This window comes from Actinomadura barringtoniae (assembly GCF_017573505.1).
GTDB lineage: Bacteria > Actinomycetota > Actinomycetes > Streptosporangiales > Streptosporangiaceae > Spirillospora > Spirillospora barringtoniae.
Genome location: NZ_JAGEOJ010000009.1, coordinates 14,212 through 26,690 on the forward strand (window position 1 = coordinate 14,212; position 12,479 = coordinate 26,690).

12 protein-coding genes are annotated in these 12,479 nt (G+C 72.9%); 10 read left to right on the plus strand and 2 right to left on the minus strand.

What is annotated here, in order from left to right; translation table 11 throughout:
- The first annotated feature begins 37 nt into the window (after positions 1-37).
- From J4573_RS22050 to J4573_RS22095, 10 genes are all read left to right on the plus strand, one after another.
- A complete protein-coding gene (locus J4573_RS22050) occupies positions 38-1,735 on the plus strand; it encodes a serine/threonine-protein kinase (RefSeq protein WP_208257698.1) in 1,698 nt (565 codons plus the stop codon).
- 140 nt (positions 1,736-1,875) lie between these two features.
- Positions 1,876-2,415 (plus strand): FHA domain-containing protein, encoded by a 540-nt coding sequence (locus J4573_RS22055; RefSeq protein ID WP_208257699.1) that lies wholly within the window; start codon positions 1,876-1,878, stop codon positions 2,413-2,415.
- Between the two features lie 117 nt (positions 2,416-2,532).
- Positions 2,533-3,126: a DivIVA domain-containing protein gene (locus J4573_RS22060; protein WP_208257700.1), complete on the plus strand. Its 594-nt coding sequence runs from the start codon at positions 2,533-2,535 to the stop codon at positions 3,124-3,126.
- 13 nt (positions 3,127-3,139) lie between these two features.
- Complete coding sequence (locus J4573_RS22065; RefSeq protein ID WP_208257701.1) at positions 3,140-4,231, plus strand: ZIP family metal transporter; 1,092 nt, start codon at positions 3,140-3,142, stop codon at positions 4,229-4,231.
- Between the two features lie 102 nt (positions 4,232-4,333).
- Positions 4,334-5,596 carry an ROK family transcriptional regulator gene (locus tag J4573_RS22070; RefSeq protein WP_208257702.1) on the plus strand — a complete coding sequence of 421 codons (1,263 nt, stop codon included), beginning with the start codon at positions 4,334-4,336 and terminating at the stop codon, positions 5,594-5,596.
- Between the two features lie 26 nt (positions 5,597-5,622).
- A complete protein-coding gene (locus J4573_RS22075) occupies positions 5,623-6,951 on the plus strand; it encodes an ABC transporter substrate-binding protein (RefSeq protein ID WP_208257703.1) in 1,329 nt (442 codons plus the stop codon).
- A gap of 2 nt (positions 6,952-6,953) precedes the next feature.
- Positions 6,954-7,919 (plus strand): carbohydrate ABC transporter permease, encoded by a 966-nt coding sequence (locus J4573_RS22080; RefSeq protein ID WP_208257704.1) that lies wholly within the window; start codon positions 6,954-6,956, stop codon positions 7,917-7,919.
- Positions 7,916-8,833, plus strand: a complete 918-nt coding sequence (locus J4573_RS22085; protein WP_243773414.1) for a carbohydrate ABC transporter permease — start codon at positions 7,916-7,918, stop codon at positions 8,831-8,833. Before J4573_RS22080 ends, J4573_RS22085 begins: the two co-directional genes overlap by 4 nt.
- Complete coding sequence (locus J4573_RS22090; protein WP_208257705.1) at positions 8,830-10,086, plus strand: 6-phospho-beta-glucosidase; 1,257 nt, start codon at positions 8,830-8,832, stop codon at positions 10,084-10,086. Before J4573_RS22085 ends, J4573_RS22090 begins: the two co-directional genes overlap by 4 nt.
- Entirely contained in the window at positions 10,086-11,054 is a 969-nt protein-coding gene (locus J4573_RS22095) for an N-acetylglucosamine kinase (RefSeq protein WP_243773415.1), read from the plus strand. The genes J4573_RS22090 and J4573_RS22095 overlap by 1 nt, the downstream gene beginning before the upstream one ends.
- Before the next feature lie 75 nt (positions 11,055-11,129).
- On the opposite strand, the gene J4573_RS22100 is transcribed toward J4573_RS22095, so the two are convergent.
- Together J4573_RS22100 and J4573_RS22105 are read right to left on the minus strand one after the other, a co-directional pair.
- A complete protein-coding gene (locus J4573_RS22100) occupies positions 11,130-12,071 on the minus strand; it encodes a hypothetical protein (RefSeq protein ID WP_208257707.1) in 942 nt (313 codons plus the stop codon).
- Positions 12,072-12,087: 16 nt separating this feature from the next.
- The gene (locus tag J4573_RS22105) at positions 12,088-12,357 is read right to left on the minus strand and encodes a hypothetical protein (RefSeq protein ID WP_208257708.1); all 270 of its coding nucleotides are present in this window, start codon (positions 12,355-12,357) and stop codon (positions 12,088-12,090) included.
- Between the last annotated feature and the right edge of the window lie 122 nt (positions 12,358-12,479).

Below are 12,479 nucleotides of genomic sequence, written 5' to 3' on the forward strand. Positions count from 1 at the left end.
CAGCTCCCCCGTGCTCTGCTGACGATGGGCGGTCGCCATGGACGGGCTGCACAACGGCGATCCCGAGGCCCTGGGCGGGTACGCGCTGCTGGGGCGGCTCGGCGCGGGCGGGCAGGGCGTGGTCTACCTCGGCCGCGGCGCGTCCGGCGCGCTGGTGGCCGTGAAGACGCTGAACGCCGCCTCGGTCGCCGACCCGGTCGCCCGGCGGCGGTTCGCGGGCGAGGTCGCGCTGGTACGGCAGGTGTCCTCGTTCTGCGTCGCCGAGATCGTGGACGCCGACCTGGAGGGCGAGCGGCCCTACATCGTCAGCGAGTACGTGAACGGGCCGTCGCTGCAGGCCGGCGTCACCGGCGACGGCCCGCTGTCTGGCGGCGCGCTGCACCGGCTGGCGGTCGGCACCATGACGGCGCTGGCCGCCATCCACGCCGCCGGGATCGTGCATCGCGACTTCAAGCCGCACAACGTGCTGCTCGGCCGGGACGGGCCACGGGTGGTCGACTTCGGCATCGCGCGGCTGCTGGACTCGGGCGCCACCGTGACCGGTCAGGTGCTCGGAACCGTCGCGTACATGTCGCCCGAGCAGGCTTCCGGCGGTCACGTCGAGGCGTCCTCGGACATGTTCTCCTGGGCGGGGACGATGGCGTTCGCGGCGGGCGGCGGGCCGCCGTTCGGCCGCGACGGCCTCGCCGCCGTCACGCACCGGATCATGTACGGCGAGCCCGGCCTGCCCAAGCTCCCGGCGGAGCTGGACGCCGTCGTCCGCGACTGCCTGGCCAAGGACCCGAGAAGCCGCCCCGCGGCCCGCGACGTGCTGCTGCGCCTCATCGGCGACCGGCAGGCGCCCGCCGACCACGCCACCCTTCAGGGAACATCCTGGGGCCACACCACCCCCGACGCCGCACGGACCCTGCCGCCCTCGCCGCCCGCGCACACGGCTCCCACTCCCATGCCGCCCGCAGCGCCCATGCGACGGCCGCGGCGGCGCGCCCTGGAGGTGGCGGCCGTCGGAGGCGTCGTGGTCCTGGCCGCCGCCATCGGCACGGCGATCGTGCTGTGGCCCAGCGGTGACGGCGGCAAGCCGCCCGCTCCCCCGGCGGTGAACGGGACGCTGCTGAACCGCGACGACTTCAGCGAACGGGCGGGCTGGGACGGCGACACCTTCAACATCACCGGCACCGCCGCCGAGCGCGTCAACCACGGCTACGAGCTGAGCCGTGAGGTCTACTCGATGTACGTCGACAAGACCGCCAGGACCAACACCTCGCTGTCGCCCACGCCGCCCAAGAACCCGCCGTCCGGCCAGGCCGAGCGGAACGTGGTCGTCGGCGCCACCGTGCAGATCCGACGGGCGTCGGGACGCGGCTTCGTCGGGCTGGTGTGCCTGTGGGACGAGGACGTCGCCCGGGGATATGAGTTCCTGCTCGGCCGCGACGGCACGGCCCGGATCGTCCGCTACGACCGGGGCGTCAACCGTGACCTGGGCGCGCCCGGCAAGGCCGTCGTGCCCGACGTCGGCAGGACGGTCGCGCTGCGCGCCGCGTGCAGGCGGGACGCCTCGGGCACCCACGTGACGTTCTGGGTCAACAACGCCCAGATGGTAGACGCCACCGACTCCCCCGGGCTGCCCGAGGACCCGGTGAGCCAGGTCGGTTTCTACCTCCAGATCCCCGAGAGCAGCGCGGACGGGAGCCTGTACGCCTCCTACGACGACTTCTACCTGTACCGCCCGGCATGATCGAAAACTGATCGTCATTCGCGCGAACCCGGAGTGGCGAACGGGCATCCAACATGCGGAGGGCCGGTGAGGATGATCACCGGCGCTCCGGGTGACGGCTTTTCTGGACAGGCGACGACGGGATCTGGATACTCACAGCTATGGACGGTCAGCCCTCATATCCGGTGAGAGCGTCCGATATGGAGCGCGACCGCGTGCTGCGCGTGCTCAGTGACCGCGTGGCCGAGGGCCGGATGTCCCACGAGACGTTCGAGCGCCGCGTCGATCAGGTGCTGCGCGCGCAGAGCCAGTCCGAGCTCGCCGACATCGTGCACGACCTGCCGCCCACCAACCGCGTCGTCAACCGGCTGACCAGCCTCATCTCCTCGGTCTCGCAGGTGACCGCGCGGGTCGAGGCCGCCTGGCGGGCGCCCCGGCTGCCGCGCTTCATGCTGCCGCCGTCCGGGCTCACCCGCATCGTCGTCGGCCGCGCGCCCGGCTGCCAGTTCATCCTCACCGACCTGACCGTCTCCCGGTTTCACGCCGAGATCTACCGGGGCGACGAGGGCTGGATGATCTCCGACCTGGGGTCGATGAACGGCACCCGGGTGAACGGCTGGCGGCTCACCGGCCCGGCGCGCGTGCGCCCGGGCGACGAGGTCGGGTTCGGCAACTCCAGCTTCATCGTCGCGGCGCCCTGACCTCCCGCGACTCCTCCGGGGCCATTTCGAAGCCGACCCGGGTCCGGCCGTTTTACGGGCCGTAGTCACGGGAAGGTGATGTGCGACTCTGAGTAATCGTCTCCGTACCCCCCGGAGGTGGACGTGCTGACCCCCTCGGACGTGCACACCAAGGTGTTCGCCACGGTCCGGCTCCGCGAAGGCTACGACCTGGGAGACGTCGACAACTTCCTCGGTGAGGTCGAGGCGACGCTCGCCGCGCTGTATCGCGAGAACGAGGAACTGCGCGCCCGGCCGGGCAGCGCGCCCGAGAGCGCCGCCCGCATCGTCGGCCTCGCGCACGAGACGGCCGAACGCGCCGTCGCCGCCGCCCGCCAGGAGGCGGCGGGCATCCTGGAGCGGGCGCGTGAACGCGCCGCCGCGATGGAGGAGGAGGCCCGCCGTTCGGCGTCGGTGACGCTGGACGAGGCCGACGCCCGCTACCGCGAGGCCACCGAGGCCGTGGAGGCCGTCGTACGCCACGGCGCGCGGCTGCGCGAGGGGCTGGGCGACCGCATCGACCACATGCGCACGATGCTGGCCGACCTGGAGCAGCAGCACCGCACCCTGCCGCCGCTCACCCCCTCGCCGCTCACACCGTCGCGCATCACGCCCTCGCCGATCACGCACTCGCCGCCCGTGCTGGTGCCCGTTCAGCAGCACGCACCCGCCGCCCAGGACACGCTCGGCTGAGGACCCGACTTCCATGACCCCGATCTATCCGGTGTACGCCGCCGGTGCCACCGCCGCGGGCGTGTGCGCGTCCACGCTCGCCGGTTCCCTGATGGCGCGGCGCGGAGCGCGGCGCATGACGCTGTGGCTGCTCATCACCTCGGGCCTGATCCTGGTGGTCGCGCTCACCGAGGTGCTGCCGGACGCGTGGCTGGACGCGCTGCGCGACCGGGTGCCGACCGCGCAGATCGTGGTGGCGGCCGCGCTCGGCTACGCGGCGGTCAGCCTGCTCACCCGGCGTGAGCATCACGGCCATCCGCTGGTGCGGCTGCGGTCGCGCCGTCCCGGTGGCCGGCACGCGCCCGGCCAGCATCGCCAGGTCCGCCCCGCGACCCAGATGATGTTCGGCGGCGTCGGCACCGCGATGGCCCTGGCCAGCCACCGCACGATCGAGAGCGCGGCGGTCGCGATGACCACCTCCTCGATGATCGTCGTGTCGCTGCTGGTCCACTCGGCGAGCGAGGGCCTCACCCTCACGGCGCTGCTGGACACCGCGCGGCAGCGGCTGCGGCCATGGCTGCTGCTGGCCTGCGTCAGCCCGACCGTCGGGGCGCTGGTCGGGCTGGTCGTCCCGCTGCCCGCGCACGCGATTCCGATCCTGCTGGCGATCGCGGCGGGCGAGCTGGTGCACACCGCCCTGCTCGGCCTGAAGCTCGCGCTGCACCGCAACGGCGGGCGTCCGCCGCAGCGTCACCGCGCGGTCGCCGCGCTGACGGTGCTGCTGGTCGCGGCCCCGCTGATCCTCGCCCGCACCGGCGGGTCGCTCATCGCGCCCGACGGGCCGGGCACGCCCGCGGCGCTGCGCGACCACTCGACCGCGACGGCCGGGCTGCCGGGCGTACCGGGATCGCCGTCGGCCTCCGGGCGGAGCCTCACGCCCGGGCCGGACGCCGATCCGGCGCCGACCCGCGGCCCGGTTCCCTCGCCGCACGAGTCGGACCGGCGCGGGCACCACCAGCACCGGCGGTCCCACCGCAAGCGCACCCGCCGCAGGTCGGGCGGCAGGACCAGCCGCAGGCCCGCGCGGCGCACGGCGCGCGACCGGCGGCGCCGCCGGGTCACCTAACGGTCTCGGCTTCCACGGACCCCTTGACGGATTCGGCAGGACTCCTTACTTTCTCATCCAAGTTAGGAAACCTTCCTAACTCAAGGGAGAGCGGAGGCGCCCGTGACGGTCCCCACGCCCGGCACCCCCAGCCTGCTGCGCGCCATCAACGACCGCGCCGCCCTGGAGGTCCTGCTCACTCAGGGTCCGCTCACCCGGCCGCAGCTCGCCGGGCTCACCGGCATCTCCAAACCGACCGCCTCGCAGCTGCTCGCGCGGCTGGAGGACGCCGGGCTGGTGCTGCGCGACGGCGTGCGCGAGGGCCTGCCCGGACGTACCGCCGAGCTCTACCGCGTCAACCCCGCCGCCGCCTACGTCGCGGGCCTGGACGTCACGCCCGCGCGGATCCGCGCGGTCGCCGCCGACCTCACCGGCGCGGTCGTCGGCGAGCACACCCTGCCGACCCCGTCCCGTTCGGGCGTCGACGCGGTGGCGCGCGTGCGGGCGGCGCTGGACGCCGCCACCGCGGGCATCCCCCGCGACCGGCTCCGGCGCGTGGTCATCGGCATCGGCGGCGCGGTCGACCCGACCACCGGCCGCCTCGGCTACGCCGCCCACATCCCCGGCTGGCACGTGCCCGACCTCGGCAAACTCCTGACCGACGCGCTCGGCACGCCGGTCTCCATCGAGAACGACGTCAACCTGTCCGCGCTCGCCGAGCTGGCGGGCGGGCAGGCCGGCGACGCCGGTTTCGCCCGAGGGGAGCCGACCCCCCACGCCCCCCGGACCGACTTCGCCGGAGTCAAAGACTTCGTCCTCCTGTGGGTCGCCGACGGCGTCGGCATGGCGGTGGTCCTGGGCGGCGCGCTGCACCGGGGCGCGACGGGCGGCGCCGGCGAGATCGGCTACATGCCCGTCGCCGGCGCGCCGCTCATGCGCGACGTCCGCCGCACCCACACCGGCGGGGTGCACACCCTCACCGGCGGCTCGGCCGTACTGAAGCTGATGCGCGCGCACGGCTTCGGCGGCCGCGACCCCGGAACGGCGCTCAGCCGCGCGGCGGCAGCGGCGGCGGGCCCGGGGTCGGCGCCGGAGGCCACCGGCCGGGCCCGCGAGGCGCTCGGCGAGCTGGCCACCCGGCTCGGCGCCACCCTCGCCACCGTCGTCGCCGTCCTGGACCCGCAGCTCATCGTCCTCACCGGCGAGGTGCTGATGGCGGGCGGCGACGCGCTGCGCGAGCTGGTCGAACGCGAACTGCACACGATGACGATCCCCCGGCCGCCGGTCCGGCTCAGCTCGATCGACGGCAACCCCGTCCTCGCCGGCGCCCTGCACCTGGCCCTCGGCGAGACCCGCGACGAGGTCTTCTCCAGCACCGCCCCCTGAATACCCCCTTCCTAAGGAGAACCGGAATGCGCACCCATCCCGGTCGGCTCGCGGCGGCTGCGACCGCCGCGGCCCTCACCCTGACAGCGGCCTGCACGGCCGGAAGCAGCGGCAGCGACCAGTCCACCAGCGGGCCGAAGGCCGACGCGCCGCAGACCATCGAGGTCTGGCACGGCTGGAGCGCCGACCACGAGGTCAAGGCGTTCGACGACGCCGTCGCGGGCTTCCGCAAGGCGCATCCGAACATCACGGTGAAGCTCGTCAAGGACCAGACCGACGACCGCATCACCAACGCCATCCGCGGCGGCAACCCGCCCGACGTCGTCTCCTCGTTCACCACCGACAGCGTCGGGCAGTGGTGCCAGAGCGGCGCGTGGCAGGACCTGGCGCCGTACGTCGCCAAGTCCAAGCTGGACCTCAACCAGTTCCCCAAGGCCGTCCAGGAGTACACCCAGTACCAGGGGCGCCGGTGCGCGATGCCCCTGCTGGCCGACACCTACGGCCTCTACTACAACAAGGCCCTCATGAAGGGCGAGCAGCCGCCCAAGACGATGAGCGAGCTGACCGCCCTGGCCAAGAAGCTCACCAAGCGCAAGCCCGACGGGACCATCGAGGTCGCGGGCTTCATGCCGTCGGTGCAGTACTACGAGCACGTGCCGCAGCACGTCGCCACCCAGTTCGGCGTCAAGTGGCTGAACGACCAGGGCAAGGCCAACTTCTCCAAGGACCCCGCGTTCAAGGCCTACCTGCAGTGGAACAAGAGCCTGATCGACTGGTACGGCTACGCCAACGTCAAGAAGTTCCTGCGGTCCATGGGCCAGGAGTTCGAGTCCTCCAACCCCTTCGAGAAGGGGAAGGTCGCCATGGCCATCGACGGTGAGTGGCGCACCAAGTTCATCCAGGAGGAGGCGCCCAAGCTCGACTACGGCACCGCCCCCGCGCCCGTTCCCGACGACCAGACCTCCCGCTACGGCGGCGGCTTCATCGCCGGCACCGTCATCGGCATCCCGCGCGGCTCCAAGCACCCGCAGGCAGCCTGGGAGTTCATCCGCTACCTGACCACCGACACCACCGCGCTGGTCACCTTCGCCAACGCGCTCGGCAACGTGCCCACCACGATCACCTCGCTGTCCTCTCCCGGCCTGACGCTGCCCCCGCAGTTCCAGACGTTCCTGCAGGTCTTCAAGAACCCCAACAGCTCCACCACGCCGCCCACCCCGAACGGCAACGACTACGTGGTGAAGTTCCAGCAGTTCGTGCAGGACCAGTGGGAGCCCGGCAAGGTCGACATGAACAAGGGACTCGCCGACCTGGACACCAAGGTCGACAAGGCCCTCGACCTGGCCGGCGGCTGACGATGACGGCCATCACCCTGCCCGGGCGGCGGCCCTCGGCGGCGGCGCCGCGCGCGCGGCGCCGCCGGCGCGTCACGATCCTGGGGTTCATGTCCCCCTGGCTGATCGGGATCGGCCTGTTCTTCGCCTACCCGCTGGCCGCGACGGTCTACTTCTCCTTCACGCGGTACAACCTGTTCACGCTGAAGTACGTCGGCTTCGACAACTACAGGTTCTTCCTGGAGGACACCGACGCGCGCACGGCGATGAAGAACACGCTGTGGCTCGTGGTCATCATGGTGCCGCTGCGGGTGCTGTTCGGCCTCGGCGTCGCCCAGCTGCTCACCAAGATCCGCATGGGCGGGAACATCCTGCGGTCGGTCTACTACCTGCCCTACCTGATCCCGCCGGTGTCGGCGACCGTGGCGTTCGTGTTCGTGATGAACCCCGGCACCGGCCCGCTGCCGACCATCACCCGCCACCTGGGCTTCACGATGCCCGACTTCTTCAACGACCCGAACTGGGCCAAGCCCGGCCTCAGCATGCTCGGGCTGTGGGCGGTCGGCGACGTGATGATCCTGCTGCTGGCGGCGCTGCTGAACGTCCCGGTGTCGCTGTACGAGGCGGCGGCGATCGACGGCGCGGGCGCCTGGCAGCGGTTCCGGCACATCACGCTGCCGACGGTCTCCCCGGTGATCGCGTTCGCGGCGGTCACCGGCGTCATCGAGACACTGCAGTACTTCACCCAGGCGCTGGTCGCGGCCAAGGTCGCGGCCGGGCAGGCCGACCAGCCCGGCACCCAGTTCGCGCCCGGCTATCCGGACGGCTCCACGCTGACCTTCCCGCAGTGGCTCTACGACGAGGGCTTCCGGCAGTTCAACATGGGGTACGCGTGCGTCCTCGCGCTGGTGATGTTCGTCGTCGCGATGGCGTTCACGCTGGTGCTGCTGCGCCAGTTCCGCGCGTTCGCCGGAGAGGAGGCCGGATGACCAGCCAGACCGCCGGCGCCGGGCCCGCCGCCACGGCGCCCGTGCGTCCCGCCGCCACCGCGCCCCGCCGGCCGCGCCGCGCGAACGGCACGAGCCCGGGCATGCGCAAGTCGCTCGCCTGGATCGGCACGCACGCGATCGCGATCGCGCTGGCCATCATGTTCCTGGCCCCGCTGGTGTTCATGTTCCTCACCGCGGTGATGAGCGACCAGCAAGCCCTCAGCGGCAATCTCTGGCCGACCTCGTGGCACTTCGGCAACTTCCGGCGCGTCTTCACCGACGACATGATCCGCTGGACGCTGAACAGCACCGTGTACGCGGTGCTGTCCACGGTGTTCATGCTGGTGTCGAGCGTGCCGGTCGCCTACGCGCTCGCGCGGTTCCGGTTCCGCGGCCGCAACCTGGCGCTGGTCATCGTGATCTCGGCGATGATGCTGCCGCCGCAGGTGACGATGGTGCCGCTGTACATCATCTGGTCCCGGTTCCACCTCACCGGGACGCTGTGGCCGCTGATCATCCCGCAGCTGTTCGGCGACGCGTTCTCCATCTTCCTGCTGCGGCAGTTCCTCATCACGATCCCGCGCGAGTACGCCGACGCGGCCCGCGTGGACGGGTGCGGGGAGTTCGGCACGATGATCCGCGTCGTGCTGCCGATGGCCAAGCCCGCGATCGCGGCGGCGGCGCTGTTCCAGTTCTTCTACTGCTGGAACGACTACTACGGCCCGCTGGTGTACGCCAAGCCCGACAACTGGACGCTGGCGATCGGCGTGGCCACCTTCCGCGCCGCCCACCACGTCGAGTGGAACCTCACGATGGCCGCCACACTCGTGACGATCATGCCGGTGCTCATCGTGTTCTTCCTCGCCCAGCGCGTCTTCATCCAGGGTGTGACCTTGACGGGAGTGAAGGGTTGAAGCTGACTGTCATCGGGGGTGGTTCGACCTACACCCCGGAACTGGTCGACGGGCTCGCGCGCATGCGCGACGTGCTGCCCGTCGAGGAGCTGGTCCTGGTGGACCCCGACGCGGGCCGGCTCGACCTGGTCGGCGGCCTGGCCACCCGGATGTTCGCCCACGCGGGCCATCCCGGCACGGTGCGCGTCACCACGCATCTGGACACGGCGGTCGCCGACGCCACCGCCGTGCTGTTCCAGCTGCGCGTCGGCGGGCAGGCCGCGCGGCATCTGGACGAGACGATCCCGCTGGAGTGCGGCTGCGTCGGCCAGGAGACCACCGGCGCGGGCGGGCTCGCCAAGGCGCTGCGCACGGTGCCGGTCGTGCTGGAGGCCGCCGAACGGGTCCGCAAGCTCGCGCCGGAGGCGTGGATCGTGGACTTCACCAACCCGGTCGGCATCGTCACCCGCGCCCTGCTGGACGCCGGGCACAAGGCCGTCGGCCTGTGCAACGTGGCGATCGGCTTCCAGCGCCGCTTCGCCTCGGTGCTGGGGGTGGAGCCGGGGCAGGTCGAGCTCGGGCACGCCGGCCTCAACCACCTCACCTGGATCCGTTCGGTCAAGGTGGACGGGCAGGAGATGCTCCCCCGGCTCCTGGACGAGCAGCTGGACGCCATCGCCGGCGACGTGGTGATGCCCGCCTCGCTGATCCGCCGCCTCGGCGCCGTACCGTCCTACTACCTGCGCTACTTCTACGAGCACGACCGGGTGGTGGAGGAGCAGCGGCACGAGCGTTCCCGCGCCGACGAGGTCGCCGAGCTCGAGGAACGCCTGCTCACCATGTACTCCGACCCGACGCTGGCCACCAAGCCGGACCTGCTGGAACGGCGCGGCGGCGCCTTCTACTCCGAGGCCGCCGTGGACCTGCTCGCCTCGCTGATGTCCGACCGCGGCGACGTGCAGGTGGTGAACGTCCGCAACAACGGCACGCTGCCGTTCCTGCCCGACGACGCCGTCGTGGAGGTGCCCGCGCGCATCACCGCGGGCGGGCCCGTACCGCTCCCCGTGCCGCGCATGGGGCCGCTGTTCTCCGGGCTCGTCGCGCACGTGTCGGCGTACGAGGACCTGGCCCTCACCGCCGCGCTGGAGGGCGGCGTCGACCGCGTCGCCGACGCCCTGCTGGCGCATCCGCTGATCGGCCAGCGCGAACCCGCCGACCGGCTCGCCCGCGACCTGGTCCACGCCAACGCCGCGCACCTGGCCTGGGCCCGGTGATGACCGCTTCTCTCCTGCTGGCCGTCGACGGCGGCAACAGCAAGACCGACCTGGCGGTGGTGTCGTCGCAGGGCGAGCTCCTGGCCACCGTCCGCGGCCCGGGGTTCCGGCCGCACACCCACGGCGTGCACGGCGCCGTGGAACGCCTGTCCGACAGCGTCTCCGCCGCGCTCGCCCAGGCCGGCGCCGACAAGGTCAACCACCTGTCGGCGTGCCTGGCGGGCGCCGACTCCCCCGAGGACGAGCAGCAACTGGAGGAGGCGCTGGCGGCGCGCGGCTGGGCGCTGAGCGTGCGCGTGCAGAACGACACGTTCGCGCTGCTGCGCGTCGGTTCGGCGGGCGGGCACGGCGTGGCGGTCGTGTGCGGGGCGGGGATCAACTGCGTCGGCTCCAACGCCGACGGCCGCACGCTCCGCTTCCCCTCCCTCGGCCGGATCACCGGCGACTGGGGCGGCGGCTGGGAGCTCGGCAACGAGGCGCTGTGGCACGGCATCCGCGCCGAGGACGGGCGAGGACCCGGCACCGTGCTCGCCACCGCCGTGGCCGCCCATTTCGGCCTGGCGACCGCGCTGGACGTCGGCCTCGCGCTGCACCGGGGAGACCTGGACGGTGAGCGGCTCAACACGCTCGCGCCGGTGCTGATGGACGCGGCCGAGGCGGGGGACGCGGTGGCCCGCGAGATCTCCGACCGGCTCGCCGAAGAGGTCGTAGGGATGGGCGAGGTGGCGCTGCGCCGCGTCGGGCTGCTCGACCGGCCCGCCGAGGTCGTGCTCGGCGGCGGCGTGCTCACCGCCCGGCGCGCCGTGCTGATGGACACGATCGAGTGGCGGTTCGCCGAGCGCGCCCCGTTCGCCCACCTGATCGTCGCCGACGCCCCGCCGGTCCTCGGCGCGGCGCTGTACGGGCTGGACCGGCTCGACGCCTCCGCCACCGCCCACGACGCGCTGCGCGCCGCGTACCGGACATGACGGCGCCCCGCGGCCGGTGTGGCCGCGGGGCGCCGCCCGCGAGGATCGGCAGGTCGCCGACCGGTCCAGGAGTGATCAGTTGTCGCGGAACGAACGGCGGGTGAGCCGTCCCCCGACGGGCCGGGGCAGATCGCCCGGCCTCGCCGGGTCACCGTCGTGCTCGCCGGTGAGCCCCTCCGGGCGTTCCAGCACCTCGGTGGGCGCCGGGGCCTGAGCGGGGACCGCCGCCGGAGCGGGCGCCGGGGCCTGGGCGGGCACCGGGGCCGTTGCCGGGGCCTGAGCGGGCACCGCGGGCGCGGGAGCCTGAGGGGCGGTCGCGGCGGTGCCGCCGCTCACGCTGACCAGCCGCTCGTCGTAGTGCGGCGCCGCAACGGGCTCGGCCTCGGGCCGGTCCCGCAGCCGGTCGGCCGCCTTGCGCAGCGCGCGCTCCCCCACCAGCCGGTTCAGCTCCAGCCCGAAGCAGTCGAGCTTGTCGGCGTCGGTGAGGTCCTCGCGGTAGCGCAGGTCGGAGGCCAGCTCGCCGAGGCGCTGCGCCTCGGCGAGGTCGAAGGTCTCCAGCGCGTGGCAGCACAGCTCGGTCATCGCCGCGTGGTCGCGGGTGAACGACAGCCCGGCCAGATCGTCGTGCGACAGCCGGCTGAGCGCCCGCTTGCGCTCCAGCGCCGCGTCCACGATCTTCAGCATGCCGTGCAGCACCGAGATCGGGCCGATGCTGATGCCCTTGTCGTGCGCGAGGGTGAACGAGGTGCGGAACAGCGCGGCCGCGCCGAGCCCGGCCGCGATCACCTGCACCACGTACAGGCTGACCGAGGGCGCCGAGGCGGGCAGCCCGAACCGCCAGCCCGCCGTCTGCGTCGCCACCAGCGCGATCACCGAGGCGGTCGCGTTCACCAGCACGTACAGCAGCCCGGACGGCGACAGCACGGCGTTGGCGGGCTTGTCGCGGTAGCGCGCGACGAGCTCGGCGCCGCCGATCACGCCGCCCAGCACGGCGGCGCACAGCAGAGTAATGATCATCGTGGTCGTCCCGGTCTCAGGCGCCGACGGCGGAGGCGCGGCGGGCGGGCACCGAGGGCGCGGCCGACCGGCCGGGCTGGTCCTGGGGGCTCGGAACGGCCCTGGGGCCCAGCAGGCCATGGTCGCGGTCGCCGGCCTTGGCGGCGTCCAGGAAGACCAGGAGCCACTCGGCGGGGCCCACCGCGCTGCCCGCGCGGGCGCGCGGCGGCGCGTCGCGCGCTTGGAGGAACACCAGGAACCATTCGGCCGGGCCCGAGGCCCGGCCACGTCGCACTTGCGTACCCATGCGCCAACTCTCGCGGGACACCCCGCCGTAAATGATCTTCATCGGCGCGCGAGTTCCGGATCGCCACAGGCGGCGGGGTTGCGTGATCTTGCGGCGTGTCCGCCCAGATCTCGCCTACCTGC

Bases quoted from the DNA above. Each gene is read 5' to 3' on its own strand.
- J4573_RS22075 (WP_208257703.1), top strand. From the start codon at position 5,623: ATGCGCACCCATCCCGGTCGGCTCGCGGCGGCTGCGACCGCCGCGGCC.
- J4573_RS22105 (WP_208257708.1), bottom strand. From the start codon at position 12,357: ATGGGTACGCAAGTGCGACGTGGCCGGGCCTCGGGCCCGGCCGAATGG.
- J4573_RS22055 (WP_208257699.1), top strand. From the start codon at position 1,876: ATGGACGGTCAGCCCTCATATCCGGTGAGAGCGTCCGATATGGAGCGC.
- J4573_RS22085 (WP_243773414.1), top strand. From the start codon at position 7,916: ATGACCAGCCAGACCGCCGGCGCCGGGCCCGCCGCCACGGCGCCCGTG.
- J4573_RS22065 (WP_208257701.1), top strand. From the start codon at position 3,140: ATGACCCCGATCTATCCGGTGTACGCCGCCGGTGCCACCGCCGCGGGC.
- J4573_RS22050 (WP_208257698.1), top strand. From the start codon at position 38: ATGGACGGGCTGCACAACGGCGATCCCGAGGCCCTGGGCGGGTACGCG.
- J4573_RS22095 (WP_243773415.1), top strand. From the start codon at position 10,086: ATGACCGCTTCTCTCCTGCTGGCCGTCGACGGCGGCAACAGCAAGACC.
- J4573_RS22100 (WP_208257707.1), bottom strand. From the start codon at position 12,071: ATGATCATTACTCTGCTGTGCGCCGCCGTGCTGGGCGGCGTGATCGGC.
- J4573_RS22080 (WP_208257704.1), top strand. From the start codon at position 6,954: ATGACGGCCATCACCCTGCCCGGGCGGCGGCCCTCGGCGGCGGCGCCG.